Origin of the sequence: Enterococcus sp. LX10, assembly GCF_023539285.1 — a bacterium.
GTDB lineage: Bacteria > Bacillota > Bacilli > Lactobacillales > Enterococcaceae > Enterococcus > Enterococcus faecalis.
The window spans coordinates 2,295,924-2,322,723 of the sequence record NZ_CP092784.1 but is presented as its reverse complement, the minus strand read 5'-3'; the positions used below and the strand labels follow the sequence as shown (position 1 = coordinate 2,322,723).

At 38.2% G+C, this 26,800-nt stretch carries 27 protein-coding genes, 1 tRNA gene and 1 pseudogene; 27 read left to right on the top strand and 2 right to left on the bottom strand.

The window, feature by feature from the left end; all coding sequences use genetic code 11:
- The first annotated feature begins 13 nt into the window (after nucleotides 1–13).
- From fabD to MKZ30_RS10850, 18 genes are all read left to right on the top strand, one after another.
- Nucleotides 14–943, top strand: a complete 930-nt coding sequence (fabD, locus tag MKZ30_RS10940; protein ID WP_033600836.1) for an ACP S-malonyltransferase — start codon at nucleotides 14–16, stop codon at nucleotides 941–943.
- Between the two features lie 3 nt (nucleotides 944–946).
- A complete protein-coding gene (gene fabG / locus MKZ30_RS10935) occupies nucleotides 947–1,684 on the top strand; it encodes a 3-oxoacyl-[acyl-carrier-protein] reductase (RefSeq protein ID WP_002356283.1) in 738 nt (245 codons plus the stop codon).
- A gap of 18 nt (nucleotides 1,685–1,702) precedes the next feature.
- On the top strand, nucleotides 1,703–2,938 hold the full coding sequence (gene fabF / locus MKZ30_RS10930; protein ID WP_002382453.1) for a beta-ketoacyl-ACP synthase II: 1,236 nt from the start codon (nucleotides 1,703–1,705) through the stop codon (nucleotides 2,936–2,938).
- 1 nt (nucleotide 2,939) lies between these two features.
- Entirely contained in the window at nucleotides 2,940–3,428 is a 489-nt protein-coding gene (gene accB / locus MKZ30_RS10925; RefSeq protein ID WP_033600834.1) for an acetyl-CoA carboxylase biotin carboxyl carrier protein, read from the top strand.
- A gap of 3 nt (nucleotides 3,429–3,431) precedes the next feature.
- Entirely contained in the window at nucleotides 3,432–3,857 is a 426-nt protein-coding gene (gene fabZ / locus MKZ30_RS10920) for a 3-hydroxyacyl-ACP dehydratase FabZ (protein WP_002356286.1), read from the top strand.
- A 7-nt stretch (nucleotides 3,858–3,864) separates the two neighbouring features.
- Complete coding sequence (locus MKZ30_RS10915) at nucleotides 3,865–5,235, top strand: acetyl-CoA carboxylase biotin carboxylase subunit (RefSeq protein WP_033600833.1); 1,371 nt, start codon at nucleotides 3,865–3,867, stop codon at nucleotides 5,233–5,235.
- Nucleotides 5,236–5,329: 94 nt separating this feature from the next.
- A complete protein-coding gene (gene accD / locus MKZ30_RS10910; protein WP_002356293.1) occupies nucleotides 5,330–6,196 on the top strand; it encodes an acetyl-CoA carboxylase, carboxyltransferase subunit beta in 867 nt (288 codons plus the stop codon).
- Between the two features lies 1 nt (nucleotide 6,197).
- On the top strand, nucleotides 6,198–6,986 hold the full coding sequence (locus MKZ30_RS10905) for an acetyl-CoA carboxylase carboxyl transferase subunit alpha (RefSeq protein WP_002362363.1): 789 nt from the start codon (nucleotides 6,198–6,200) through the stop codon (nucleotides 6,984–6,986).
- Nucleotides 6,987–7,207: 221 nt separating this feature from the next.
- A complete protein-coding gene (locus tag MKZ30_RS10900) occupies nucleotides 7,208–7,735 on the top strand; it encodes a YqeG family HAD IIIA-type phosphatase (protein WP_002356296.1) in 528 nt (175 codons plus the stop codon).
- Nucleotides 7,732–8,841 carry a ribosome biogenesis GTPase YqeH gene (gene yqeH / locus MKZ30_RS10895; RefSeq protein ID WP_002381381.1) on the top strand — a complete coding sequence of 370 codons (1,110 nt, stop codon included), beginning with the start codon at nucleotides 7,732–7,734 and terminating at the stop codon, nucleotides 8,839–8,841. The genes MKZ30_RS10900 and yqeH overlap by 4 nt, the downstream gene beginning before the upstream one ends.
- Before the next feature lie 23 nt (nucleotides 8,842–8,864).
- Nucleotides 8,865–9,176: a ribosome assembly RNA-binding protein YhbY gene (gene yhbY, locus MKZ30_RS10890; RefSeq protein WP_002376442.1), complete on the top strand. Its 312-nt coding sequence runs from the start codon at nucleotides 8,865–8,867 to the stop codon at nucleotides 9,174–9,176.
- Between the two features lie 17 nt (nucleotides 9,177–9,193).
- On the top strand, nucleotides 9,194–9,853 hold the full coding sequence (locus tag MKZ30_RS10885) for a nicotinate-nucleotide adenylyltransferase (RefSeq protein ID WP_002365150.1): 660 nt from the start codon (nucleotides 9,194–9,196) through the stop codon (nucleotides 9,851–9,853).
- Nucleotides 9,831–10,421 (top strand): bis(5'-nucleosyl)-tetraphosphatase (symmetrical) YqeK, encoded by a 591-nt coding sequence (gene yqeK, locus MKZ30_RS10880; protein ID WP_002356300.1) that lies wholly within the window; start codon nucleotides 9,831–9,833, stop codon nucleotides 10,419–10,421. The genes MKZ30_RS10885 and yqeK overlap by 23 nt, the downstream gene beginning before the upstream one ends.
- Before the next feature lie 46 nt (nucleotides 10,422–10,467).
- Nucleotides 10,468–10,806, top strand: a complete 339-nt coding sequence (gene rsfS, locus MKZ30_RS10875) for a ribosome silencing factor (protein WP_033072556.1) — start codon at nucleotides 10,468–10,470, stop codon at nucleotides 10,804–10,806.
- A 1-nt stretch (nucleotide 10,807) separates the two neighbouring features.
- Nucleotides 10,808–11,548, top strand: coding sequence for a class I SAM-dependent DNA methyltransferase (locus MKZ30_RS10870; RefSeq protein ID WP_002356302.1), 741 nt, complete (start codon nucleotides 10,808–10,810; stop codon nucleotides 11,546–11,548).
- 80 nt (nucleotides 11,549–11,628) lie between these two features.
- On the top strand, nucleotides 11,629–12,816 hold the full coding sequence (locus tag MKZ30_RS10865; protein ID WP_161633693.1) for a nucleotidyltransferase: 1,188 nt from the start codon (nucleotides 11,629–11,631) through the stop codon (nucleotides 12,814–12,816).
- Between the two features lie 86 nt (nucleotides 12,817–12,902).
- Nucleotides 12,903–13,622 carry a YebC/PmpR family DNA-binding transcriptional regulator gene (locus MKZ30_RS10860; RefSeq protein ID WP_002356305.1) on the top strand — a complete coding sequence of 240 codons (720 nt, stop codon included), beginning with the start codon at nucleotides 12,903–12,905 and terminating at the stop codon, nucleotides 13,620–13,622.
- A 429-nt stretch (nucleotides 13,623–14,051) separates the two neighbouring features.
- A complete protein-coding gene (locus MKZ30_RS10850) occupies nucleotides 14,052–14,882 on the top strand; it encodes a DUF6287 domain-containing protein (RefSeq protein WP_033601222.1) in 831 nt (276 codons plus the stop codon).
- Between the two features lie 426 nt (nucleotides 14,883–15,308).
- On the opposite strand, the gene MKZ30_RS10845 is transcribed toward MKZ30_RS10850, so the two are convergent.
- Nucleotides 15,309–16,253 carry an endo-beta-N-acetylglucosaminidase gene (locus MKZ30_RS10845; RefSeq protein WP_010827747.1) on the bottom strand — a complete coding sequence of 315 codons (945 nt, stop codon included), beginning with the start codon at nucleotides 16,251–16,253 and terminating at the stop codon, nucleotides 15,309–15,311.
- 157 nt (nucleotides 16,254–16,410) lie between these two features.
- Complete coding sequence (locus tag MKZ30_RS10840; RefSeq protein ID WP_002359392.1) at nucleotides 16,411–16,992, bottom strand: YdcF family protein; 582 nt, start codon at nucleotides 16,990–16,992, stop codon at nucleotides 16,411–16,413.
- Nucleotides 16,993–17,113: 121 nt separating this feature from the next.
- On the opposite strand from MKZ30_RS10840, the gene MKZ30_RS10835 reads away from it, so the two are divergent.
- The 9 genes and pseudogenes from MKZ30_RS10835 (at nucleotide 17,114) to MKZ30_RS10795 (ending at nucleotide 26,672) form a co-directional block, all read left to right on the top strand.
- Entirely contained in the window at nucleotides 17,114–17,977 is an 864-nt protein-coding gene (locus MKZ30_RS10835) for an aminoglycoside 6-adenylyltransferase (protein ID WP_010816743.1), read from the top strand.
- Between the two features lie 146 nt (nucleotides 17,978–18,123).
- Nucleotides 18,124–19,569 (top strand): L,D-transpeptidase family protein, encoded by a 1,446-nt coding sequence (locus MKZ30_RS10830; protein ID WP_249958765.1) that lies wholly within the window; start codon nucleotides 18,124–18,126, stop codon nucleotides 19,567–19,569.
- A 164-nt stretch (nucleotides 19,570–19,733) separates the two neighbouring features.
- Nucleotides 19,734–19,913 (top strand): 2-hydroxymuconate tautomerase, encoded by a 180-nt coding sequence (thmT, locus tag MKZ30_RS10825; protein WP_002356318.1) that lies wholly within the window; start codon nucleotides 19,734–19,736, stop codon nucleotides 19,911–19,913.
- 396 nt (nucleotides 19,914–20,309) lie between these two features.
- On the top strand, nucleotides 20,310–22,247 hold the full coding sequence (gene thrS, locus MKZ30_RS10820) for a threonine--tRNA ligase (RefSeq protein WP_002359397.1): 1,938 nt from the start codon (nucleotides 20,310–20,312) through the stop codon (nucleotides 22,245–22,247).
- Nucleotides 22,248–22,411: 164 nt separating this feature from the next.
- Nucleotides 22,412–24,550, top strand: a complete 2,139-nt coding sequence (locus MKZ30_RS10815; protein ID WP_033600455.1) for a penicillin-binding transpeptidase domain-containing protein — start codon at nucleotides 22,412–22,414, stop codon at nucleotides 24,548–24,550.
- A 125-nt stretch (nucleotides 24,551–24,675) separates the two neighbouring features.
- Nucleotides 24,676–24,825 (top strand): 50S ribosomal protein L33, encoded by a 150-nt coding sequence (rpmG, locus tag MKZ30_RS10810; RefSeq protein WP_002356321.1) that lies wholly within the window; start codon nucleotides 24,676–24,678, stop codon nucleotides 24,823–24,825.
- Between the two features lie 95 nt (nucleotides 24,826–24,920).
- A tRNA-Ser gene (locus MKZ30_RS10805) sits at nucleotides 24,921–25,010 on the top strand.
- Between the two features lie 89 nt (nucleotides 25,011–25,099).
- Nucleotides 25,100–25,352, top strand: a pseudogene (locus MKZ30_RS10800) (hypothetical protein).
- A gap of 255 nt (nucleotides 25,353–25,607) precedes the next feature.
- Nucleotides 25,608–26,672: an FUSC family protein gene (locus MKZ30_RS10795; RefSeq protein ID WP_033600456.1), complete on the top strand. Its 1,065-nt coding sequence runs from the start codon at nucleotides 25,608–25,610 to the stop codon at nucleotides 26,670–26,672.
- Nucleotides 26,673–26,800 lie beyond the last annotated feature (128 nt).

The following is a 26,800-nucleotide window of genomic DNA, read 5'->3' as shown; positions in this document are numbered from 1 at the left end:
AATGAGGTGTCGTATGAAAACAGCGATTTTATTTAGTGGACAAGGAGCCCAGTATCAAGGGATGGGTGAAGAATTATATCACCAAGAAGCGATTGTTCGGGAAACCTTCGATGAAGCAAGTCATATCTTAGGTTATGAGATGGCAGAACTTTGTTTTACTGAAAATGAACGTTTAAATGAAACAGAATATACGCAACCTGCTATTTTGACAGTCAGTGTCGCATTTTACCGTCTTTTGCAACAAAAAGGACTAACGCCTGATGTCGTAGCGGGTTTAAGCTTAGGGGAATATAGCGCATTGGTTGCCAGCGGGGCTTTGCGCTTTTCAGAAGCAGTGGCCTTGGTCCAAAAGCGCGGTCAGTACATGACAGACGCAGCACCACAAGGAACTGGCAAAATGGTTGCTGTCATGAATGCTGAGCGTGAAGTAATTGAAAAAGCCTGTCAAGAAGCCAGTGCTTTCGGAATTGTGGCTCCAGCAAATTATAATACACCACAACAAATCGTGATTGGTGGTGAGGTTACTGCTGTTGATCAAGCGATGACACTTCTAAAAGAAGCTGGTGTAAAGCGAATGATTCCGTTAAATGTGAGTGGCCCTTTCCATACGGAGCTGTTACAACCAGCATCAAAAAAGTTGGCTCAGGATTTAGCAAAATTGAACTTTCAAACGATGCAAATTCCTGTCATTAGTAATACGACTGCCGAAATTATGCCTCAAGAGGCAATTCAAGCGTTATTGGAAAAGCAAGTCATGTCTGCGGTACGTTTTGAAGACAGTATCGAAACGATGAAGGCTATGAACGTAGGAACGATGATTGAAGTTGGTCCAGGGAAAACATTAACTGGTTTTGTTAAAAAAATTGACAAAACAATTGAAATGCACCGTGTGGAAGATGTTGCAACATTAACAGAAACGTTAACAGCACTTACTGGGAGGTAAAAAATGGAATTAACAGGAAAAAACGTATTTATTACTGGAAGCACTCGTGGGATTGGCAAAGCAGTTGCGTTGGCTTTTGCGAAAGAGGGCGCCAATATTGTTTTAAACGGTCGGAGTGAGATTACGCCAGAACAACGACAAGAAATTGAAGCCTTTGGGGTAAAATGTATTGGCCTTTCTGGAGATATTTCCGATTTTGATGCAGCAGGTGAGATGATTCAAGCAACCGTTGACCAATTAGGCTCGATTGATATTCTGGTGAATAACGCTGGGATTACGAATGATAAATTATTATTACGAATGACAAAAGAGGATTTTAATGCCTGTTTAGATATTAACTTGGTAGGAACTTTTAACATGACCCAACAAGCGGTTAAACGTATGATGAAACAACGAAGTGGTCGGATTATTAATATGGCTAGCGTTTCTGGTTTAATGGGAAATGTTGGTCAAGCAAACTACGCTGCGAGTAAAGCAGGTGTCGTTGGTTTTACTAAATCGGTGGCACGAGAAGTTGCGCCGCGCGGTATTACCTGCAATGCGATTGCACCAGGGTTTATCCAAACAGAAATGACGGATGTTTTATCGGAAAAAGTTAAAACACAAATGAATGCGCAAATTCCCTTACAAACGTTTGGGCAAGTCGAAGATGTCGCAGCTACAGCGATTTTCTTAGCTAAAAGTCCCTATATTACTGGGCAAGTCGTGAATGTTGATGGCGGCTTAGTCATGCACGGATAAACGAAAGGAGTCAAAAGGATGAATCGAGTAGTTATTACTGGTTACGGTGTCACCTCGCCGATTGGCAATGAACCTGAGACTTTTTTAGAAAGTTTGAAAACAGGGAAAAATGGTATCGGACCGATTAGTAAATTTGATGTTAGTGAAACAGGTGTCACCTTAGCAGCTGAAGTGAAAGACTTTCCAATGGAAAAATATTTTGTTAAAAAAGATGGCAAACGCATGGATAAGTTTTCGTTATTTGGCATTTATGCGGCCTTAGAAGCAATGGCTATGAGTGGCTTGGATACCAGTCAACTAGATGTGGATCGGTTTGGCGTTATGGTGGGTTCCGGGATTGGTGGTTTGGAAACAATTCAAAATCAAGTAATTCGGATGCACGACAAAGGACCTGAACGTGTGGCACCGTTATTTATTCCAATGGCGATTGGAAACATGGTGGCGGGAAATATTGCTTTACGTGTTGGTGCCAAAGGAATTTGTACTTCAACAGTGACAGCTTGTGCTAGTGCAACTCATTCAATTGGGGAAGCGTTCCGCAATATCAAACATGGCTACTCCGATGTCATTATTGCTGGTGGAGCAGAAGCGCCTATTACAGAAATCGGTATTTCAGGATTTGCTTCCTTGACCGCTTTAACAAAGGCGACTGACCCAGAAAAAGCCTCAATTCCCTTTGATAAAGAACGTAGTGGATTTGTGATGGGAGAAGGTGCGGGTGTCTTTATTTTAGAATCATTAGATCATGCTCTAGAACGAGGCGCAACTATTTTAGGTGAAGTGGTTGGCTATGGTGCTAATTGCGATGCCTATCATATGACATCACCAACACCAGATGGGAGCGGCGCAGCGAAAGCCATGGTACTAGCAATGGAAGAAGCGGGGATTTCTCCAGAAAAAATTGGCTATATTAACGCCCATGGAACAAGCACACAAGCCAATGACAGTGCAGAATCTAAAGCTATTGAATTGGCTTTAGGTAATGCCGCAAAAACGGCGTATGTAAGTAGTACGAAGAGTATGACGGGACATCTCTTAGGCGCCGCTGGTGGAATTGAAGGAATTGCTACCCTAAATGCTTTACAACATCAATTTATTCCGCCAACCATTAATGTGGAAAATCAAGATGAAGCAATTACGGTGAACGTTGTTTTAAACGAAAGCAAAGAGCATAAATTTGATTATGCTTTAAGTAACTCGCTAGGCTTTGGTGGCCACAATGCAGTTATTTGCTTAAAACGCTGGGAGGATTAACATGCAGTTAGAAGAAGTAAAAGCATTATTAACACAATTTGATCAATCAACTTTAACCGAATTTGATTTACGAGAAGGCTCGTTTGAATTATATATGAATAAAAATACAGCTTCTGGACGAAGTGCCGTAGAACCAGTGGCGCAACCACAAGAAACACCAGTAGCCGCTAGTAGTGTGTCAGTGCCTGTTGAAACAGTTTCTGTCGTTGAAGAAACGCCAACTAATACACCGACAGCCAATGAAAAGACAGAAGAAATTCCGTCACCCATTGTAGGAATCGTTTATTTACAACCAGCACCAGATAAAGAGAACTTTGTCAAAGTAGGAGACACTGTTAAAACGGGTGACGTTGTGTGTATCGTTGAAGCGATGAAATTAATGAATGAAATTACGGCGACAGTTGACGGTGTGATTACTGAAATATTAGTCAACAATGAAGATGTGGTTGAATTTGGTCAGCCGCTATTCCGAGTTGCTAAAGGAGAATAAAACATGAAATTAACAATTACAGAAATTCAAGAAATTTTACCACATCGCTATCCCTTTTTATTATTAGATAGTGTTGAAGAAGTCATTCCCGGGGAACGCGTTGTAGCGAAAAAGAATGTAACGGTTAATGAGCAAGTTTTTCAAGGTCATTTTCCTGGGAATCCTGTTTTGCCAGGAGTTTTAATTATTGAATCGTTGGCTCAAGCAGGCGCCGTGGCATTACTTTCAATGCCTGAATTCAAAGGGAAAACGGCATACTTTGGTGGATTAGATAAAGCAAAATTTAGACAAAAGGTAACACCAGGCGACACATTAATTTTAGAGGTTGAACTTTTAAAAGTCCGCGCTTCTGCTGGAATGGGTAAAGGTGTGGCAAAAGTTAATGGAAAAAAAGTTGCCGAGGCTGAATTAACCTTTATGATTGGATAGGTGAAAAATGTTTTCGAAAGTATTAATCGCAAACCGCGGAGAAATCGCTGTTCGTATTATTCGTGCCTGTCGCGAATTAGGCGTTCAAACAGTTGCTGTTTACTCTGAAGCGGATCAAGAAGCGTTACACACACAGTTAGCAGATGAAGCCATTTGTATTGGACCGGCGAAAGCAACTGATTCTTATTTAAATGTTCAAGCTGTTTTAAGTGCAGCGATTGTTACCAATGCTGAAGCGATTCATCCAGGGTTTGGTTTCTTATCTGAAAATAGTCAATTTGCTTCAATGTGCGAAGAATGCAACATTACTTTTATCGGTCCTAAAGCAGAAACGATTGATGCGATGGGCAATAAAATAAACGCACGTCAACTGATGCAAAAAGCCAAGGTACCTGTTATTCCTGGGAGTGATGGCGTCATTGATTCTGTCGAAGAAGCGTTGACGATTGCTGAAGAAATTGGTTACCCAGTGATGTTAAAGGCAGCTGCTGGTGGTGGCGGAAAAGGAATCCGAAAAGTTCTTTCAAAAGAAGAGTTACCGAAACACTTTACTTCAGCGCAGCAAGAAGCTAAAGCCGCATTTGGTAATGATGATATGTATTTAGAAAAAATTATTTATCCAGCACGTCATATCGAAGTGCAAATTCTAGGTGATCAATATGGGCATGTGATTCACTTAGGGGAACGTGATTGCTCACTACAAAGAAATAATCAAAAAGTGTTAGAAGAATCACCATCGATTGCTATTTCTGAAGAAAAGCGTCAGATGTTAGGCGAAACGGCCGTTCGAGCGGCACAAGCTGTGCATTATGAAAATGCCGGAACCATTGAATTTTTGATGGATCCAGCTGGCGCCTTTTATTTCATGGAAATGAATACCCGCATCCAAGTCGAACATCCAGTTACGGAAATGGTAACAGGGATTGATTTAGTCAAAGCACAATTAGAAATTGCTTCAGGTGAACCTTTAGGCTATACCCAAGAGGATGTTACCATGACTGGGCATGCGATTGAGTGCCGAATTAACGCTGAAAATCCTGCCTTTAATTTTGCTCCTTCACCAGGTAAAATTCAAAATCTCTTGTTGCCTAGTGGTGGAATGGGCTTGCGTGTAGACAGCGCTATGTATTCAGGGTATTCAATTCCACCTTATTATGATTCAATGATTGCGAAAGTCATCGTACATGGTGAAAATCGTTTTGATGCCTTGATGAAAATGCAAAGGGCTTTAAATGAAATTGTAACAGAAGGTATTATTACGAATGCCGAATTCCAATTGGATTTAATTACACATGACAATGTTTTGACAGGTGACTATGACACAAGCTTTTTACAAGAAACATTTCTACCAAATTGGGAGCCAGAAAGCAATCATTAAAGAAAGAACGCCGCAAGAGCTCTCTTGCTTGGAAAGATCAGTGATCTTTTGAAAGGAGCTGAGCTCTTGCCGCTAAAATACGAGGAGTAAGCAAATGGCATTATTTAAAAAGAAAAATTACATTCGCATTAATCCAAATCGTGCTGATGCAAATGATGCATCAAAGAAGCCTTCTGTTCCAGATAATATGTGGGCAAAATGCCCTTCTTGTAAGCGAACACTGTATACAAAAGAAATGGGTGCAGAAAAAATCTGTCCGCATTGCGGCTATAGTTTTCGGATTGGTGCATGGGAACGATTAGCGATAACCGTTGATGAAAAAAGTTTCCACAATTGGGACAGTGAATTAGTGACAAAAGATCCACTAAATTTTCCAGGTTATCTTGAAAAAATTGAAAAAATGCAAGAAAAAACTGGACTAGATGAAGCTGTCTTAACGGGAGAAGCAACAATCGAAGGACAAGCTGTTGCAATAGGAATCATGGACGCTAATTTTATCATGGGCAGTATGGGAACGATTGTTGGTGAAAAAATCACACGCTTGTTTGAGCGGGCGACAGAAAAGCATTTACCAGTGGTGATTTTTACTGCATCTGGTGGTGCCCGTATGCAAGAAGGAATTTTTTCATTGATGCAAATGGCGAAAATTTCGGCCGCTTTGCAACGGCATAACAAAGCAGGCTTGCTGTATCTTACGGTATTGACTGATCCAACGACTGGCGGTGTTACCGCAAGTTTTGCGATGGATGGCGATATTATTTTGGCAGAGCCTCAGAGTTTAATCGGTTTTGCTGGCCGCCGTGTAATTGAACAAACGATTCGTCAAGAGTTGCCAGATGATTTTCAAAAGGCCGAGTTTCTTTTAGAACATGGTTTTGTAGATCAGATTGTGCCAAGAAATCTTTTGCGTCAACGATTGAGCGACTTGTTACGTTTACATTCTTTGGAAGGGTGGCGCTAACATGGAAAAGAAAACAGCCAATGATGTTGTTACCTTGGCAAGAGCCCAAGATCGTTTGACAACTTTAGAATATATAGAAGCAATTTTTGAGGACTTTTTAGAATTTCATGGGGATCGTTACTTTGCCGATGATTTAGCTGTAGTCGGTGGTGTTGCTACTTTGCAAGGGAAACCAGTTACAGTGGTAGGTATCCAAAAAGGTCGAAATCTACCAGAAAATATTGAACGTAATTTTGGTTCACCTAATCCTGAAGGGTATCGCAAAGCGTTACGTTTAATGAAACAAGCGGAAAAATTTAATCGCCCAGTCATTACCTTTGTGAACACTGCTGGTGCCTATTGTGGGATTGGTGCCGAAGAGCGGGGAGAAGGGGAAGCCATTGCGCAAAACCTGTTAGAAATGTCTGATTTGAAAGTGCCAATCATTTCAGTCATCATTGGTGAGGGTGGCAGTGGCGGTGCTTTAGCGTTAGCAGTCGCAGATGAAGTTTGGATGTTGGAACACACGATTTATGCGGTTCTTTCGCCAGAAGGTTTCGCCTCTATTTTGTGGAAAGATGGCAGTCGTGCGAAAGAAGCAGCAGAATTGATGAAAATCACAGCGACAGAGCTGAAGGAATTAGCTATTGTAGATAAAGTAATTCCGGAAGTTATGAACGGTCAGCCTCTGGAACAAGCAAAAATTAATCGCATGTTACAAAAAGCGTTCATTTCAAAATTAACTGAATTAGCTAAATTAGATACGGAAACGTTACTAGAAAAAAGATACCAACGTTTTCGCAAATATTAGAAGTTACTACTCATCAACGAACTTTTCAGGGGTTGATGGGTGGCTTTTTTTATTTTTTCTTTTATTTTACTTGTTCTTTTACAAGGAACGACCGTCCTTTATAGAAATTTTCAGTAAAATGCAGTATAATACAATAGGTAGAGACTGAAGCATAATTGTTTAGTTATGTTTCAGTCTCTTAAAATCGAAGAAACTACATAGTGTCAGTGAGAGGAGTCACGATGTTTTCAAAATATAAACCGACATGGATGATTGATGCGATTTATAAAATTACCCCCGCACAATTAAAAAAACTGGGGATTAAGGCAGTACTAACTGACTTAGATAATACTTTAATTGCTTGGAATAATCCCGATGGAACAGAAGAATTAAAAACTTGGTTATTAGAGATGAAAAATGCAGGAATTACCGTCCTTGTTGTTTCAAACAACAAAGACAGCCGGATTAAACGCGTTGTTGAAAAGTTTGACTTAGATTATGTAGCACGTGCCTTGAAACCAACCGCACGTGGCTTCAAATTAGCAGAAAAAAAATTAGGCTTGAAGCCATCTGAAATGTTAATGGTCGGCGATCAGATTATGACAGATATTCGGGGAGCTAACGCAGCGGGTATACGCAATGTTTTAGTTCAACCGATTGTCGATACAGATGGCTGGAATACTAGAATCAATCGGTTCTTTGAACGGAAAATTATGAAATACTTATCAAAAAAACATCCAGAAATGACATGGAGAGGCGGATTAGAATGACAGAGGCAATTCATTGTATTGGCTGTGGTGCGATTATCCAAACGGAAAATCCTCATGAATTAGGCTATACACCAAAAACAGCTTTCGAAAAAGGAATGGAAACAGGGGAAGTTTATTGCCAACGTTGTTTTCGCTTAAGACATTATAATGACATTCAAGATGTCCAATTAACAGATGATGACTTTTTACGTTTATTGAATGGTTTAGGAACAGAAGATGCACTGATTGTGAACGTAGTGGATATTTTTGACTTTAATGGCTCTCTTATTCCAGGACTACATCGTTTTATCGGAGATAATCCTGTGTTGTTAGTTGGCAATAAAGTGGATATTTTGCCTAAATCATTAAAAAAACCTAAAATGGTTCAATGGATGAGAGAACGGGCCCATGAAGCAGGATTACGCCCTGTTGATGTTTTACTAACAAGTGGCAAGAAACCACAAGAAATGCAAGAGTTATTAGATACGATCGAAAAATATCGTGAAGGCCGAGACGTTTATGTCGTAGGTGTGACCAATGTTGGAAAATCAACATTAATCAATCAAATCATTCAACAAACAGTGGGTGTTCAAGATGTGATTACGACATCACAATTTCCTGGAACAACGCTAGATAAAATTGAAATTCCATTAGACGATGGCCACTTCTTAATCGATACGCCAGGAATTATTCACCGTCATCAAATGGCACATTACCTAGGTAAAAAAGACTTGAAAATTATTGCACCGCAAAAAGAAATCAAACCAAAAGTTTACCAATTAAATGCTGAACAAACCTTGTTTTTAGGTGGCTTGGCTCGCTTTGATTATGTCCAAGGTGCTAAAAGTTCCTTCATTGCCTACGTTTCCAATGACTTAAATTTACACCGAACAAAAACAGCAACCGCCGATGCTTTTTATGAAAAACATGTTGGTGGCTTATTGCAGCCTCCACGTGCCGATGAAGTCGCTGAGTTTCCTGAATTAGTGCGCTTTGAATTTTCCGTGAAAGAAAAAACGGATATTGTGTTTGCTGGTCTAGGTTGGATTACTGTCACAGAACCTGGTGTAGTCGCTGGTTGGGCGCCTAAAGGTGTCGATGTTTTACGTAGAAAAGCATTAATTTAAATTTTAGAGAGAAGGCAAACAATTTGAAACTTAGAGGAAAACAAAAACGTTATTTACGTAGTCAGGCACACCATTTACAACCTATTTTTCAAGTAGGCAAAGGTGGTTTGAATGACGCAATGATTACACAAATTGATGAAGCGTTGGAAAAACGTGAATTGATTAAAATTACGTTATTACAAAATACAGATGAAATAGCAGAAGAGGTTGCAGAAGAACTAACAGCAGCCATTCATTGCGATGTGGTACAAATTATTGGTCGCGTGCTGGTCTTATTCAAGCCATCAAGTAAAGAAAAATATCAAAAAATTTCAGCAGCAGTCAAAGAGATTTAATATTGGAGGGATGAACAATGGGAGAAAAAAGACAAGCGCGTCAAGGAGCGGACGTTCTCTTGCAAGAGGAACCGTTACGTTTTCAAACAAGAAAGCAAGTCGGCTTGTTAGGTGGTAATTTTAATCCCGTTCATTTAGCACATCTTGTCATGGCCGATCAAGTTCAAAATCAACTAGGTTTGGACAAAGTTTACTTAATGCCTACGTACTTACCACCACATGTAGACGAAAAGAAAACAATTAGCAGTGAACATCGGTTAGCGATGTTAGAACTAGCAGTGGCTGATAATCCCTGCTTAGATATAGAGCCAATTGAATTAATTCGCAAAGGCAAAAGTTACACGTATGATACAATGAAAGCCTTAAAAGAAGCCAATCCAGATACTGATTATTATTTTATAATTGGTGGAGATATGGTGGAATACTTGCCCAAATGGCATCGGATTGATGACTTACTCCATTTAGTTCAATTTGTCGGCATTCGGCGTCCTAATTATCCAACGGAATCTACCTATCCAATTATTTGGGTCGATGTTCCGCAGATGGCGATTAGTTCCACTTTGATTAGACAAAAAGTCAAAAGTGGTTGCTCAACACGCTATCTTCTTCCAGAGAATGTGATAAACTATATTCAAGAGAAGGGACTGTATCAAGATGAGCTGGATAACAAATTATGATGCTGCACAACGTGAATTATTAATGCAAAAAGTCCAAATGCAAATGAGTGAACGTCGCTTTCGCCATGTGTTAGGAGTCGAGGAAACAGCTGTGGCCTTGGCAGCGAAATATGGTGCCGATGAAGCGAAAGCCAGTATTGCTGCTTTGACGCATGATTACGCCAAAGAACGTCCAAACGATGAATTCGAGTTGATTATTCGCCGAGATGGTTTTGATTTGGCTTTATTAAACTATGGCAATGAAATTTGGCATGGCTTAGTTGGGGCGGATATTGTTCAACGGGAATTAGCCATTGATGACGAAGAAATCTTGCAGGCAATTCGTGTGCATACAACTGGGGCTGCTAAGATGAGCTTGCTAGATAAAATTATTTATGTCGCAGATTACATTGAACCAGGACGTGATTTTCCAGGTGTGAAAGAAGCCCGTGAAATTGCCCTTGTTGACTTAGATGCAGCGGTTGCTTATGAAACGAAACATACCTTGTTACATTTGATTGAACAAGAACATAAAATTTATCCAAAAACGTTAGAGACCTACAATCAATGGGTCGTTAATCAAAAATAAAAGAAGAAAGAATTACTAGGAGGGAACTATCATAGATAGCCAGAAAATTTTAGAAATTGCTGTCAAAGCAGCAGATTCAAAACGAGCAGAAGAAATTGTCGCATTAGACGTAAGAGAGATTTCATTATTAGCAGATTATTTTTTAATTTGCCAAGCCAATAGTGAACGTCAAATCAATGCGATTGTTGATGAAATTAACGAACAAGAAGCCAAAAATCAAGTAGAAGTCAAACGTGTGGAAGGTAAAGAAGGCGGAAAATGGATTTTAATTGATTTAGGCGATGTTATTGTCCATGTATTCCAATCTTCAGAACGTGCCTTTTACAACTTAGAAAAATTATGGTCAGATGCCCCAATGGTTGATCTAAGCGCTTGGGTCGACTAAAATGGCCTATGAAACGTTTGCTTTCGTCTATGACGAAGTGATGGACGAAAGCCTATACCAAAAATGGTTGGATTTTTCCAATCGTCATCTCCCACAAGGAACCCAACAAATTCTTGAAATGGCTTGTGGTACAGGCGCTTTAGCAGTTGATTTTGCAAAAAGTGGTTACGATGTGACGGCCTTAGACTTATCAGAAGAAATGTTGATGATTGCTAGTGAACGAGCTTTTGAAGAAGAAGTGCCAGTTCAATTTGTTCAGGGAAATATGCTAGATTTATCTGAAGTGGGACAATACCAAGCCATCACTTGTTTTTCTGATTCACTGTGCTACATGGCTAATCGCCAAGAAGTACAACAAGTGTTCGATGAAGTTTATCAAGCGTTAGAAGAGGAAGGAACGTTCATTTTTGATGTTCATTCTACTTACAAAATTGATTCAGTTTTTCCAGAATATAGCTATCATTATCAAACAGAAGAGTTTGCTTTTCTATGGGATAGTTATGCTGGTGAAAAAGAACACAGCATCGAACATTTCTTAACATTTTTTGTGAAAGAACAGGAAACAGATGAGCACTTTGTTCGGTATGATGAATTGCATCAAGAACGAACCTATTCGTTAGATAACTATTTACGAATGTTAGAAAGTGCTGGTTTCATGAATGTCAAAGTTTATGCAGATTTTACAGATGAAGCACCAACTGAAACAAGTGAACGCTGGTTCTTTGTTTGTCAAAGAGATTAATAAGATTTGGCTTATGAGCTTGGGACAGCGCTTAAAAACGTTTGTCTCTTTGCTGATAAGTCCATTTTTTTATAACGGAGGTGGCTAGAGTGAAAGCCTGTGGCATTATCGTGGAATATAATCCCTTTCATAATGGACATCGCTATCATGCCCAACAAGCTCGCCAACAAAGCGGAGCTGAAGTAGTGATTGCTATAATGAGTGGAAATTTTTTACAAAGAGGAGAACCAGCCTTACTAGATAAGTGGGCCAGAGCAGAAGAAGCTTTGCAAAATGGTGTGGATTTAGTCATTGAATTGCCGACAGCTTGGTCGGTACAGTCTGCGGATTACTTTGCCAAAGGCGGTATAAAGTTATTGCAGGCGTTGCAATGTGAGAGCTTATGTTTTGGAACAGATAGTACAAGCGCAATTGATTATGCGGCTTTCGGCCAGTTTGTCCAAGAAAATCAATCCTTAATTGATCAAACGTTCCACGCATTGACAGACAAACAATTGAGTTATCCACAAAAAATGACTGCTGTTTTTCGTCAAGTATATCCTGAAAGCAGGTTCGATTTTTCTTCGCCTAATCATATTTTGGGGATGAGTTATGCAAAGGAAAATGCCACGTATCCAACCCCGATGACGCTCTACCCAATTGCTAGAAAACAAGCAGGCTTTCATGATGCAACGATTTCTGGGAAAGTTGCTAGCGCCACGGCGATTAGGCAAAGTGTTTTTCAACAAGAAATAACGCAAGTGCTGCCAACGGTTCCTTCTATAACCGCACAACATTTACAAACACAAGCAATGATTTCATGGGAAAACTACTGGCCCTTCCTAAAGTATAAAATTGTTCAATCCTCGTTAGAAGAGTTACAAGCCATTTACCAAATGACGGAAGGACTTGAATATCGACTAAAAGATCAAATCCAAGCAGCAGGTTCTTTTCACGAATTAATGGAACACATGAAAACGAAGCGTTATACTTGGACAAGATTGCAACGATTAGCAACCTATATATTGTTAAATATGACCAAAGAAGAAGTTGAAACTGTTTGGCAAGACAGCTATCTCCATGTGCTAGGATTTACGCCAAAGGGACAAGCTTATCTAAAAGAAACCAAAGCACAGATTCAATTGCCGGTAATTTCCAAAGTATCTAAAGAAAACCGCGCAATGCTTTCGTTAGATATTCGCGCCAATCAACTATACCAGATGGGAGATTCTTCTTTAAAAGAACAAAATTTTGGTCGGTTTCCCTTACGATTTTCGCCAGATACCTAAAAAATACTTAACAAAAATCAGTTTCCCCAGTATAATAAACAAGGGATAAGATACTAACAACAAATCAGAGAAAGCGAAGTGAGAATATGGGCCGTAAATGGGCAAATATTAAAGAGAAAAAAGCTGCCAAAGACGCAAACAATAGCCGTGTTTATGCAAAATTCGGGATTGAAATTTACGTAGCAGCGAAGTCAGGAGACCCTGATCCTCATGCAAACCAAAAATTACGGTTTGTAATCGAACGCGCCAAAACATACAATGTACCAAAACATATTATTGATCGCGCTATTGAAAAAGCAAAAGGTTCAGCAGATGAACAATATTCTGAATTACGCTATGAAGGATTTGGGCCAAATGGTTCAATGGTCATTGTTGATGCTTTAACAAACAACGTGAACCGAACAGCAGCAGATGTGCGGGCCGCATTTGGTAAAAACGGCGGAAACATGGGTGTCAGCGGTGCTGTTTCCTACATGTTTGATAATACAGGTATCATTGGCTTTGCTGGTGACGATGCGGATGAAATTTTAGAATACTTAATGGAAAAAGACATTGATGTTCGCGATGTTGTTGAAGAAGACGGTCAAATTATCGTTTACACAGAACCAGAAGATTTCCACCATGCACAAGAAGCGTTAAAAGAAAAAGGCATTGAAGAATTCACGGTTACTGAGTTAGAAATGGTTCCACAAAACGAAGTAACATTAGAAGGCGACGATTTAGCGAACTTTGAAAAAATGTTAGACGTTTTAGAAGATTTAGAAGATGTTCAAAAAGTCCATCATAATGTAGATTTACCTGAATAATCCATTTGTTCGTTTGTTTTAAGATTTAGAAAGAGGTCGGGACAGAAGTGTTTAACTCCGAGAAATAAGAAGGAATTTCCGAAAATTGTTCTATAATTTTTGGAGAATTTCGGCTTATTTCCGAAGGACCTTCAACTCTTAGAGCTTTAGCTCTTAGAAGTTGTTGAGATCGGAGCAACGCGTAGTGTTGCTTCTGTTCCCGCCGTTTATCAATTTTTAAGCCTGGGAGAAAAATCCAAATTGATTTTTGTCCCAGGCTCTTTTTTTCATATAATACATAGAAAAAAGAAAGTTGATTGATAGGTCCATGTGACACAAAGCATTCAATGACAGGATTAACTTTTGTCTGTTCCATAAATATTTGTCTAAACAGTTGAATTAATAGTACAATAGTCTAGTAAGATAGATCATTGAACGGGGTGAATAGGCGTGAAAAAGGGAATGCTAGCGTTTTTTGTCGGGCTAGCGGTTTTATCATTAACTGCTTGTCGGGAACCAAAAGAAAAGAAAGTAACCGCTTCAACGGAGGCATCCTCTAAAGTTGAAGAGACGAATGAAAAAACCAGTGAAACAATTGATAAGACAAACGAACAAGCGAGCAGCAGTGTCGAGTCTAACGAATCAGTGAAAAATGAAGAGTCCACAGCTGATGAAGACAACAGTCAGCTAACTGTAGCTGATTTAGATACTACAGCGATTAATGCTGGCGATTTTACTACTTTAGTTGGAACATGGAAAAATGGTAAAGGAGAGAGTTTGATCATTCATCCTGATGGTAGTACAAATACCGGAGGAATGATTACGAAGGATTCACCTACTGATGAGTCGCGACCAATTACAAGCTTAAGTATTAGGTGGGGGCCTACTGGTGCTGCGCTATTATTATATAGAATTGGTGTTGAAAATCCTAACGGCGACCAATCGGATAAGACGAAACCGCGATTGTTAATTACTCAAGATAGTGGAAATTATCCTGCGGAAGAGTATTACTATCGTTCTTCTGAAGAGGAAAATCAAGACCAAAATGAAGAGGCAAAAATCATCGATACACAAGAAAAAGCAGAGGCATGTATCAGAAGTACACTGACTGATGCAGAAAATGATGATACGAACCTTGGATTTTTGGGTATGAATGGAAATGACTTCTTTTTTAGAGCCCAATCGAAACAGATGGTTGCAAATGGAGGGACAGGGACTGTCGGTTTTTACAGAGTATCACCACAAGGAGCAGTCAGAATAACGGATGCACAAGGCAACTAAAGATAGTCTCGTGGCAATCTATTTAATTCCTATAAAAGTAGCAAAATAAGAATGAAATGATCACAAAATCTTCACATTTAGTTTGTAAGATATAAGCATATCAACAAACAACCTTAACAACACAAAACACTTTTTCATTTTTAACTCCTTTCCCGTCCTTACCCAAAGGGCGGGTCTTTTTTTGTGTAAAACTATTCGCTCAAGATACCAAAAGAGCCTGGGACAAAAATCACTTTGGATTTTTGTCCCAGGCTTAAAAATTGATAAACGGCGGGAACAGAAGCAACTCCTTCGGAAATAAGCCGAAATTCTCCAAAAATTATAGAACAATTTTCGGAAATTCCTTCTTATTTCTCGGAGTTAAACGCTTCTGTCCCGACCTCTTTAACTCATTACATGTTGGCGCTTGTAGACACGAGATAATAATTAAGGTGTTGGAACAGTTGGTGAATAGTTCGTTTTTCGACCATAAAGTTCTTGTGTCGCCGCCGAGATATACGCAGATGAATCTTTTCCTGGGAGGTTATACATTAGATAAATACCATATTGCTCCGCTTTTGTACGTTTAGCATATTGCGCAGCTAGATTTTGATTGACACCAACTTCAACGGCAGAAGCACCTAAACGAGAAGCAGGCATCCCCGCAATTTGTGGCGGATTCCAGGTACTATAATAAGGATTCCAAGCATAATTAATTAAAGAACTCATTTGAGGATTAGCAGAAGAGTTCGCAGCCGCTGGTCCAATATTATAAAAAGTAATTAATTTATCATTGCCTAAGCGATTTCTTAAGGCTTGAAGTAACCAAATGAACGAAGAATTATTTGGTTGAGGCGTCCCATTTTTTCCGTATTCAGCATACTCATCATCAAAATCAATACCATCTAAATGATACGTATTAACGACTTGTTCTAATTGAGCTGCAAAGGCATCCGCACTTTCGTAAGTTGGGAAGTTAGCAAAGCCAGCGCCTTCATGGTTGCCTAAAATAGACAATAGGACTTTAGTGCCGCGTGCTTGAACTGGACGAATTTGTGTTTCAGCTTCGTTTAAAGTTTGTTGGACCCGTTCATTGAGATATAAGTAAGGTTTTTTATTGACCGTATCATAATTAATATTGGCTGCAAAAATAATCCCCATATCAAAAGCAGGTTGATTGGTTCCAGCTAAAGTATATTTTCCCACATTGTTAAAATCGTGGTTGTTTACTTCTACATACATGACTGTTTTAGGTGTAACAGTTGATGCTGCTTGTACTTCAAATGCAGGTAGTGCAAATAATAACCCACCGACTAAAAGGATCAAACTTAAAAAAGTTGAAATAATCCCTGTTTTCTTGTTAAAAAAATGAGTGCTCAATTGATGCCCCATAACTTTCTCCTCCTATAAAATAAATATTATTTGTAAGCGCTAACAAAGATATGTTATCATTTTTATAATTTAAACACAAGAAGAAGAGAACAAAAGTGAGCAAATCCACAGAATAAAAAAGCGTCCTTCGCAAAATGATCTTGCGAAGGATGCACTTTTACCAATCAAAGAGTAAGGCATAGCCTAAAGAAAGCAGCTCTCGACCAAAATTTTTGATATCTTTTGGAAAAGAAGAAGCCGCAGTGATGCCTGAAACATTTGAGATACCTGCTCGCTTGGCTAAAAGTTGCGAGCGATACATGTGAAAGTCACTAGTAACAATCACTAGCCGTTTAAAAGAAAGGAGTTTTTGTGAATTGACAATATTTTCTTTGGTGCGTGTGGCACGATTTTCTAAGAGAATCTGTTTTTCTGGAACACCTTTATTTAGCAAGTATTGTTTCATAACCGCGGCTTCCGTAGCCGGCTCATCTGCTCCTTGCCCTCCGCTAACAATAACGGGTGTCTCGGGGTGTTGTTTAATATAGGGGATAGCCACATCTAACCGAGCTTGCAAAACACGGCTGGGCAGTGCGGTTTCTTTAGACGTTCCTAAAACACGGGCCCCTAAAATTAAAATAGCATCTGGTTTATCGGTGGGTTGCGTATTTTTGCCAGTAAAAATAAGTAGACCTAAAATCAAAAGAATACAAAAGCCAAAACTGACAATGGATAAACTTGTTATTTTTAACCAATGCATGAAACATCCCTCCTTGTAATGTTAGTGTATACGAAGTACCATAGAAAAAGCGATAGAAAACAAAAGACTTATAAAAAAATCTATGTTTTAATAGAAACTTTTGAAGAGAGGGAGCGAATGCATGCGTACAGAAGAAGAAATGTTTCAACTTATTATGGATGTAGCAAAACAAGAAGAACACATTCGAGCTGTGGGAATGGTGGGTTCTCGCACGAATGTGAAAGCGCCAAAAGATAGTTTTCAAGATTTCGACATTGTTTATATTGTAGAACCATGTGCTGAGTTTTTTGAAACAGCAACGTGGACAGCAAAATTTGGTCAACCATTAATTATGCAACGTCCCAAGGAAATGACCTTATTTCCCACAGAACCGAAGACGCGGGAAACATTTTTAATGTTATTTGAAGATGGTCAACGTATCGATTTAACATTGTGTCCTCTCGCAGAAAAAGACAATTGGCATGAAGGCGATTCTTTAGCAATTATCTTGTTAGACAAAGATGAAAATTTGCCACCTTTACCTGTAGCATCTGATAAAAATTATACAGTAACAGCTCCGGATCAGCAGCAATTTAACGATTGTTGCAATGAATTTTGGTGGGTTAGTACGTATGTAGTTAAGGGGCTTTGTCGGAATGAACTATTTTACGCTGTCACACATCTCTATGAATATTGTCAGCAGGAACTGTTGCGCTTGCTTTCTTGGCAAGCGGCTTGGCAGGAACCGGAGCCAATTTCTGTTGGGAAACAATTTAAGTATCTGAAAAATTATGTCACTCCTGACACGATGGATCAATTAGCATCGTTGCTGGATTTTTCTAGTAAAGAAGCTTGTTGGAACAGCTTAATAAAGACACAAGCCTTTTTTGACGTCGTCGCTCAGGATTTTGCTAAAATGGCCCAGTTTACGTATCATTTACAAGAAGCAAAAAAAGTCACAGAGTATACAAATTCTTTAAGATTAAAGGATTTACAAGGAAAATAAGCTGAAAACAACGTAAAAATAGTGTATAATTGAAAAAATTAATCTGCGAGAGAAAGGGAACTTTTTTTGATTGTAGATCACCGCAGTTGTTTGTTGCCTAGACTCTAAGAAATAAACCTAAAATTATTGATATAAAGGATGAACAAATGAAAAAAGAAGAAATGCAAATGCGTAATACACGTCGTCAAAAATCAGGAAAAAATAATAAAAAGAAAGTAATTATTACTTCTTTGGTTGGACTAGCTCTGGTTGTTGGGGGCAGCTATGTTTATTTTCAAAGTCACTTTTTACCAACCACAAAAGTAAATGGAGTTTCTGTAGGCTGGTTAAATGTAAATGCCGCGGAAGAAAAATTAGCGCAAGTTAATCAAACCGAAGAAGTTGTGGTTCAAACGGGTGCAAAAGAAGAAAAAATTCAACTTCCTAAAAAATACCAATTGGATCAAAAATTTTTAAAAGACCATTTACACAGTAGCAAGGTGAAGCTACCGTTAAACGAGGCATTCAAAAAAGAACTAGAAGCCAAATTAGCGACTTTAAGTTTTCCAGAGGGGAAACCAAGCAAAAATGCGAGTATTCGTCGAGGCAATGGCACTTTTGAAATTGTTCCCGAAGAACAAGGCACAGTAGTGGACACACAGCGCTTAAATCAGCAGATTATTGCGGATGTTGAAGCGGGAAAAGGCAACTATCAATACAATGCCAAAGATTTTTATAAAGCCCCTGAAATTACAAAAGAGGATCAAACGTTAAAGGCAACATTGACAACGCTCAATAACAAGTTAAATAAAACAATTACAGTTGATATTAATGGTGAAAAAGTAGCCTTTGATAAAACACAAATTCAAAACGTGCTGAATGATGATGGCACAATCAATAAAGAAAAACTAACTACTTGGGTGACACAATTAGAAACAACATATGGTTCTGCTAATCAACCAGTTTTATTTACAGATGTTCACGGCACGACACGTCGTTTTAAAAACAACGGAAGTTATGGCTGGTCGATTGATGGGGCCAAAACGCAAGAACTACTAGTAAACGCGCTGAATAGCCAAGAACAAACGAATGCAATCACTGCTCCGTTGGTTGGCGATACCAAAGAAAATAGTAAAATAGCCAATAATTACATTGAAATTGATTTAAAAGATCAAAAAATGTATTGTTTCATTGATGGCAAAAAAATAGTCACCACAGATGTCATTACTGGCAGATATAACAAAGGAACCGCAACAGTACCAGGATTCCATACAATTTTATATCGGACAACCGATGTGAATTTAGAAGGTCAAATGCTCGATGGTTCTCGATACAGTGTGCCAGTAAAATATTGGATGCCGTTATTAAGTCAAGGGGGCGTTGTCACACAAATTGGGATTCATGACTCCGACCTTAAATTGGATAAGTATGGCGATAAAGAAGCCTTTAAAACCGATGCTGGTAGTAATGGCTGTATCAATACGCCAGGAACAGAAGTTTCAAAAATCTTTGATGTATCCTATGACGGAATGCCGGTAATTATTTACGGACATATCTATGATGATGCACCAGGTGAATTTGATAAACCTGTGGATTACGGCGAAGAAGTATAAAAAGAGATATTAGGTAAGACCGTACTTTGGTCCAGCGATGTATCTGAAAAGTAAAAATTGGAGACGTCAGCGTAACGACTGACGTCCCCAATTTTTTATTGACAAGCGTCATAACCCGCTCTATGATACAAACAGAACAAGCAATTTAAATTGGGGGAACGAAGATGCCATTTGTACATGTAGAATTAATTGAAGGCCGCACAGAAGAACAGTTAACTAATATGGTCAAAGATATTACAGAAGCTGTGTCAAAAAACGCTGGTGCACCAAAAGAGAATATCCATGTGATTGTCAATGAATTGAAAAAAGACCGCTATGCACAAGGCGGCGAATGGAAAAAATAAGTTTTCAGAGAATTTCTGTTGAATCACTTGCTTTTTCTGAAAATAAGTGGTTAAATAAGTGCATAAATGATTGATGAGAAAGACAACTGAACTTGCCCGCGATCTATTAGAGAGGAAAATCTTGGCTGAAAATTTTCCAGATTGGCACAAGGGATGACCACTTTCGAAACCTTTGTTGAAACAAAGGCGGTCGCACCGTTAACACGCTAGAGGAACACTGATTATTTGTGTTCAAAATTAGGTGGAACCACGATATTTTCGTCCTAGTATTCGTTAGAATACTAGGACTTTTTGTTTTTTAACAAGGGGAACAGGTGGCTGTTTCGTTTCATTGTGAAAAACAGGAACACAATGAAACGCTTCAAATCAAAAAAATTAAAAGGAGAGAATTTTATTATGTCTATTCACATTACTTTTCCAGATGGCGCTGTTAAACCGTTTGATTCTGGGGTTACAACATTTGATGTTGCTAAAAGTATTAGCAACAGTTTAGCCAAAAAAGCTTTAGCTGGTAAATTCAATGGTGTTTTAATCGATTTAGATCGTCCTATCGTAGAAGATGGTTCGCTTGAAATCGTGACACCTGATCATGAAGATGCTTTAGGAATTTTACGTCATTCATCAGCTCATTTAATGGCTAATGCCTTACGCCGTCTTTTTCCTAACATTAAATTTGGCGTAGGTCCTGCGATTGATTCTGGGTTCTATTATGATACAGATAATGGAGAATCCCCTGTGACAGCGGAAGATTTACCTGCAATTGAAGCCGAAATGATGAAAATTGTGAAGGAAAATAACCCAATCGTTCGTAAAGAAATCTCACGTGCAGAAGCGTTAGAATTATTTGCTGATGATCCTTACAAAGTTGAATTAATTACAGATTTACCAGAAGATGAAATCATCACTGTCTATGATCAAGGCGATTTTGTTGATTTATGTCGTGGTGTTCACGTCCCTTCAACAGGACGGATTCAAGTCTTTAAATTACTTTCAGTAGCTGGTGCTTATTGGCGCGGAAACTCTGACAATCACATGATGCAACGAATTTATGGCACTGCCTTTTTCGATAAAAAAGATTTAAAAGAATTTATCAAAATGCGCGAGGAAGCCAAAGAACGTGACCACCGTAAATTAGGAAAAGAATTAGATTTATTTATGGTTTCACAAGAAGTTGGTTCAGGGTTACCTTTCTGGTTACCAAAAGGCGCAACCATTCGTCGTACAATTGAACGTTATATTGTGGACAAAGAAATTAGCTTAGGTTACCAACATGTGTATACACCAATTATGGCAGATGTAGAATTATATAAAACATCTGGTCACTGGGATCATTACCATGAAGATATGTTCCCACCAATGGATATGGGCGATGGCGAAATGCTGGTATTACGTCCAATGAATTGTCCACACCATATGATGGTTTATAAAAATGACATTCATAGTTACCGCGAATTGCCAATTCGAATCGCTGAATTAGGGATGATGCACCGCTATGAAAAATCTGGTGCATTATCAGGGTTACAACGTGTTCGTGAAATGACTTTAAACGATGGCCATACTTTTGTTCGTCCTGACCAAATTAAAGACGAATTTAAACGTACTTTGGAGTTAATGGTGGCAGTCTATGCTGACTTTAACATTACGGATTATCGTTTCCGCTTAAGCTATCGTGATCCAAATAATACAGACAAATATTTTGATGATGATGCGATGTGGGAAAAAGCGCAAGCGATGTTAAAAGCTGCCATGGATGAATTAGAATTAGATTACTTTGAAGCAGAAGGCGAAGCTGCCTTTTACGGTCCGAAGTTAGATGTTCAAGTAAAAACAGCTTTAGGAATGGAAGAAACATTATCAACCATCCAATTAGACTTCTTATTACCAGAACGTTTTGACTTAACTTATGTTGGCGAAGATGGTGAAAATACACATCGCCCAGTTGTTATCCACCGTGGTATTGTCTCAACAATGGAACGATTTGTGGCTTACTTAACAGAAGTTTACAAAGGCGCTTTCCCTACTTGGTTAGCACCAATTCAAGCAACTATTATCCCAGTTTCTGTAGAAGCGCATTCTGAATATGCTTATGAAATCAAAGAACGTTTACAAGCACAAGGCTTACGTGTTGAAGTCGATGATCGTAACGAAAAAATGGGCTACAAAATTCGGGCCTCTCAAACACAAAAAGTACCTTATCAATTAGTGGTCGGGGACAAAGAAATGGAAGACGCAACGGTGAACGTCCGTCGTTATGGAAGCAAAGAAACGTCTGTCGAAGATTTATCAATTTTCATTGACAGCATGGCTGCTGAAGTTCACAATTACAGCCGTTAAAAAAAGAGAAAAAGTCAAAAGGACTTCTGAATTCAGAAGTCCTTTTGACTTTTTTCAACAACAAAATAATTAAATATTTCCTTAGAGCTGGGAATAATCCTGATTTTTTGACTATTTTTTGTTACAATGAGAATGCGAAACTTTTTAGTGAAGGGACTAGAGGTATGAAGAAAAACTCATTTATAGATAAAATAAAAAAAACAGATGCCGCAGCAAAGAGTCAACGAGGTAGAAAGCCACATATTCCTTTTCGATTGAACTTATTATTTTTTGTGATATTCACTTTATTTGTTTCATTAATTGTTCGTTTAGGGTATTTACAGATTGTAGAAGGAGAAGAGTTTAACAAAAAAATCACTGCCAATTCTTCACTACAAATCACGACACCATCCCCTCGAGGACAAATTTATGATTCACAAGGAAAAGTCTTGGTTTCTAACAAAGCCAATTTAGCAATCACTTACACACGAGGAAAAAATATTGAAGGAAAAGATATTTTACCGATTGCGAATAAAGTTAACGAACTTATTAACGTTCCAGTTGATCCAAACTTAACGGATCGTGACAAAAAAGATTATTGGTTAGCGAATCCTGAAAATTTAAAAGCAGCCCAAGCCCGCTTAACCGATCAAGATAAAGAAGATGAAAAAGGCAACAAAATTACGGACGAAGGCACATTATATGCCAAAGCAGTTGAAAAAGTCACCCCTGAAGAAATTGCGTTTGATGACCGAACCTTACAAGCAGTAACGATTTTTAAACGAATGAATGCCGCGTCACAAATGAACACGGTCTTCATCAAGAATGAAGGGGTAACAGAAGGTGAAATTGCGACAATTGGTGAACACACAGCGGAAATATCAGGTGTTTCAACAGGGACTGATTGGACGCGTGATTATTCTCAAAGTGGTGCATTACGTAGCCTGTTGGGTACCGTTTCAACTGAAAAACAAGGATTGCCAGCCGAAGAAGTCGATGAATATTTGAAAAAAGGCTATGCACGAAATGACCGTGTTGGAACTAGCTATTTAGAAAAACAATATGAAGACGTTCTACAAGGTAAAAAAGCAAAATCAGAAGTCGTTTTAGACAATAACGGAAAGATTGTTTCACAAACCCCAATTTCCAAAGGGGAAAAAGGCTCCAACTTAAAATTAACGATTGATTCAAATTTCCAAAACAAAGTTGATGAAATTTTACAACGAAACTATTCACAAATAGTCAAAACCATTGGACCATACTCAGAAAATGCATATGTCGTTGCTATGAACCCTCAAACAGGTGCTATTCTAGCAATGTCCGGAGTTAGTCATGATTTACAGACAGGAGAAGTCACACCTAATCCTTTAGGGCCTATTTTAAACTTTGAGGTACCTGGATCTGTTGTGAAAGCAGGCACTTTAACAGCTGGTTATGAGGCGAAAGTATTACAAGGAAATGATACTCTATTAGATGAACCAATTATTTTAGCTGGTACAAATCCAAAAGCTTCTTGGTGGAATAGTGGTGGTCGTAATGCACAAATGCAATTAACTGCTGAGCAAGCATTAGAGTACTCTTCTAATGCCTACATGATGAAAGTTGTGTTTAAACTAATGGGTGTAAATTACTATCCTAATATGGTCTTTCCGTATGAAATTGGCGATGATAAAGTTTTCAAAGAGCTAAGAAATGCTTATGCTGAATATGGAATGGGGATTAAGACAGGCATCGACTTACCTGGTGAAAGTCCTGGATATGTAAATAAAGATTTCAAAGATCCTGCTGAAGCGCCTAAAGGCGGAAATCTATTAGATTTATCATTTGGACAATATGATAACTACACACCGTTACAATTAGCACAGTACGTTTCCACTGTCGCAAATAATGGCATCCGCGTGCAACCCCATGTAGTAGAAGGAATCTATGGCAATGATGAAAATGGAGCTTTAGGAAAAATTTTGAAAGAAATCGAACCCAAAGTTTTGAATAAGGTAAATATTTCTCAAGACCAAATAGGAATTCTTCAACAAGGTTTTTATAATGTGGTACATGGAACTAGTCAATTTACTACGGCACCGGGTTTAAAATCAGACAAATTTTCAATTGCTGCTAAAACAGGGACCGCCGAAACGCAAGCAACAGATGCTAACGGAGTTGTTCACACAACGGTTAATAGTAACTTGGTAGCTTACGCACCTTACGAAAACCCTGAAATTGCAATTAGCGTTGTTTTACCACACTTAAATGATGAATCTTCTAAACCAAATCAAACGATTGCCAAAGAAGTTTTAGAAGCGTATATGGAAATGTACAAAAAATAAAATTTGTAAAGTAGAACTACTTTACAAATTTGCCCAAAAGGGTAGTCAAATGACAAAAAAAATGGTATGATATTCAAGTCTAAGAAATCTCTTGGAAAGATCAATTATTAGTAGGAGGGGAAAACATGCGCGTAAACATCACTTTAGAGTGTACTTCTTGTAAAGAACGTAACTACTTAACAAATAAAAATAAACGTAACAATCCTGATCGTTTAGAAAAACAAAAATATTGCCCACGTGAAAGAAAAGTTACTTTACACCGTGAAACTAAATAATTTAGTTAGATAGAGCCTAGAATCCTTGTTGTGTAAGGGTCTAGGCTTTTTATCTATTGATTCATTACATGTTCATTTGTAGATGGAATGTAGAGGGAGGATTACCCAAGTTTGGCTGAAGGGGACGGTCTCGAAAACCGTTAGGCGAGTAACATCGTGCAAGGGTTCGAATCCCTTATCCTCCGTACCGAGAAGCAGTTGAGTTATTCGTTGCAAATAAAACGACAGAGACGTACACTTAAAGTAGAAAAATACTTAAGAAGAGGTGTCTATTATGTCAAACTATGAAGAAAAAGAAGCGCAAGCATTAGCAAAAATTGCCGACGTTTTGAACAAATTGGATGCAAGTTTAGAAGAGTTGGGCTCGCTAGATGAGGATACAAAAAAACATAGTATGAAGAAATGGATTGTTGAAAAAAAAAGCCATTCATGAGATTAAAAAAATTGCACACGAAGCTGGTAAGTATGACAAGTATGATGAAAAAGAATTAGAAAAAGAAATGGATCTGTTGGAAAAGTTTATGTAAAAAAGCGCTAGCTTTTGTTCAACAGTTATTTAATTTTGAGTCTAGAATTAATCGTTTTGATTTTTTCTAGGCTTATTTTTTATGAAGTAAGCAAATCGTATCGGGAGAGGTATTGAATTAAGAAATAAAGCATGTATTGATTCAGAAAAAAAGTTGTAGTAAAATGTTCGTCACAACTACTTTTCTTATGATTTCATAGAAGGAAAAGTTGGAATAATGAATTGAGAAGAGTCGATTTTTAGGAGATGATTTTAGGTGACTTTTTATCAATTATTGCAGTTAGATCCATTTATTTTAAAACAAAAAATTCATCAAGCGGACACTAAAAAACAGCGGAGATATTTTTGGCGCGCCTTGTTAATAAGGGATATCTTATTAGTTTCGTTTGCGATTTTATGGGTGTCGACGATTACTTTTTTCTTTGGAAAAGCTGTAGCGCCTTTTTCAATTGTATTATTTTGTTTGCTGTTGAGTATCCGTTTCGTCTCATATGGCTACAGGGAAAAACAGGCCTTGCTTAGTTTAGGAATCGTGTTAACAATTCTAGGTGTTAGTCCATTAATTTCACTGATTTCTGTATCATTTTTACAATTGGGCCTTCATTTTATCTGCTTGCTGGCATTATTTTTCTTAACTGGTAAAAACCCTAAAATGGGTAATCCTGGCTTGTATACGTTCTCCTACTTATATTTAGTTGGCACGGTTCACTATCAATCGTTTCAGCAATTAGAACAAACTTTCTTTGTATTAGTGTTTGCTTATCTACTTTTAGCTTTTGTTTATCATGTGAAACATAAAAAATTGGATCAAGAGATTACTTTTATACAGATGGTTACAGAAAATGGTTTTTTTAATCAAAGAAATATTTGGTTTGGTTATTACGCTTTAGGCATTAGCTTATTACTTTTTATAGGAACGCACCTTCAGATTGACCGCTTTATGTGGGCAATATTTGCTAGTTCGTCATTATTTTCTGGGTATAATACGTTTAAATTGTCTGAACGAGCAAAAGAACGAATAATAGGGGTCGTTATTGGTTCTCTAGTATCGGCTATCTTGTTATTTTATATACCAACGAACCTACTTGGTATTTTAGGAGGACTTTGTTTAGGCTTATGCACATCTTATAAAAGTAAAACGATTTTTAATTGTGTTGGTGCTATCATGGCAGCTTCTATGATATTTGGGCTAGAAACAAGTCTTTACTTAAGAATTTTGTTAAATATGTTGGGGCTAGCTTACGGTTTGCTTTATCATTTTGTCTTTGTAAAAACTATGTCCTATTGCAATCGCAAGCAGTGGCTGAAATTGTCTGAATAAAAGGAGCCTAACATTCTTTCTTGAAAGAATGTTAGGCTCCTTAGACATTACTTTAATTATAGAGAATGGGGAAAGTTTCATTTTAGCGTATATTCCATATATGCTATTAATCAATGACCAACTGCTAT

Bases quoted from the DNA above. Each gene is read 5' to 3' on its own strand.
- yqeK (WP_002356300.1), top strand. From the start codon at position 9,831: ATGAGCTGGATAACAAATTATGATGCTGCACAACGTGAATTATTAATG.
- rpmG (WP_002356321.1), top strand. From the start codon at position 24,676: ATGCGCGTAAACATCACTTTAGAGTGTACTTCTTGTAAAGAACGTAAC.
- fabD (WP_033600836.1), top strand. From the start codon at position 14: ATGAAAACAGCGATTTTATTTAGTGGACAAGGAGCCCAGTATCAAGGG.
- MKZ30_RS10885 (WP_002365150.1), top strand. From the start codon at position 9,194: ATGGGAGAAAAAAGACAAGCGCGTCAAGGAGCGGACGTTCTCTTGCAA.
- yqeH (WP_002381381.1), top strand. From the start codon at position 7,732: ATGACAGAGGCAATTCATTGTATTGGCTGTGGTGCGATTATCCAAACG.
- fabF (WP_002382453.1), top strand. From the start codon at position 1,703: ATGAATCGAGTAGTTATTACTGGTTACGGTGTCACCTCGCCGATTGGC.
- thrS (WP_002359397.1), top strand. From the start codon at position 20,310: ATGTCTATTCACATTACTTTTCCAGATGGCGCTGTTAAACCGTTTGAT.
- MKZ30_RS10830 (WP_249958765.1), top strand. From the start codon at position 18,124: ATGAAAAAAGAAGAAATGCAAATGCGTAATACACGTCGTCAAAAATCA.
- MKZ30_RS10860 (WP_002356305.1), top strand. From the start codon at position 12,903: ATGGGCCGTAAATGGGCAAATATTAAAGAGAAAAAAGCTGCCAAAGAC.
- MKZ30_RS10840 (WP_002359392.1), bottom strand. From the start codon at position 16,992: ATGCATTGGTTAAAAATAACAAGTTTATCCATTGTCAGTTTTGGCTTT.
- accD (WP_002356293.1), top strand. From the start codon at position 5,330: ATGGCATTATTTAAAAAGAAAAATTACATTCGCATTAATCCAAATCGT.
- MKZ30_RS10845 (WP_010827747.1), bottom strand. From the start codon at position 16,253: ATGGGGCATCAATTGAGCACTCATTTTTTTAACAAGAAAACAGGGATT.
- MKZ30_RS10870 (WP_002356302.1), top strand. From the start codon at position 10,808: ATGGCCTATGAAACGTTTGCTTTCGTCTATGACGAAGTGATGGACGAA.
- MKZ30_RS10905 (WP_002362363.1), top strand. From the start codon at position 6,198: ATGGAAAAGAAAACAGCCAATGATGTTGTTACCTTGGCAAGAGCCCAA.
- MKZ30_RS10900 (WP_002356296.1), top strand. From the start codon at position 7,208: ATGTTTTCAAAATATAAACCGACATGGATGATTGATGCGATTTATAAA.
- MKZ30_RS10835 (WP_010816743.1), top strand. From the start codon at position 17,114: ATGCGTACAGAAGAAGAAATGTTTCAACTTATTATGGATGTAGCAAAA.
- fabG (WP_002356283.1), top strand. From the start codon at position 947: ATGGAATTAACAGGAAAAAACGTATTTATTACTGGAAGCACTCGTGGG.
- MKZ30_RS10815 (WP_033600455.1), top strand. From the start codon at position 22,412: ATGAAGAAAAACTCATTTATAGATAAAATAAAAAAAACAGATGCCGCA.
- MKZ30_RS10915 (WP_033600833.1), top strand. From the start codon at position 3,865: ATGTTTTCGAAAGTATTAATCGCAAACCGCGGAGAAATCGCTGTTCGT.
- thmT (WP_002356318.1), top strand. From the start codon at position 19,734: ATGCCATTTGTACATGTAGAATTAATTGAAGGCCGCACAGAAGAACAG.
- fabZ (WP_002356286.1), top strand. From the start codon at position 3,432: ATGAAATTAACAATTACAGAAATTCAAGAAATTTTACCACATCGCTAT.
- accB (WP_033600834.1), top strand. From the start codon at position 2,940: ATGCAGTTAGAAGAAGTAAAAGCATTATTAACACAATTTGATCAATCA.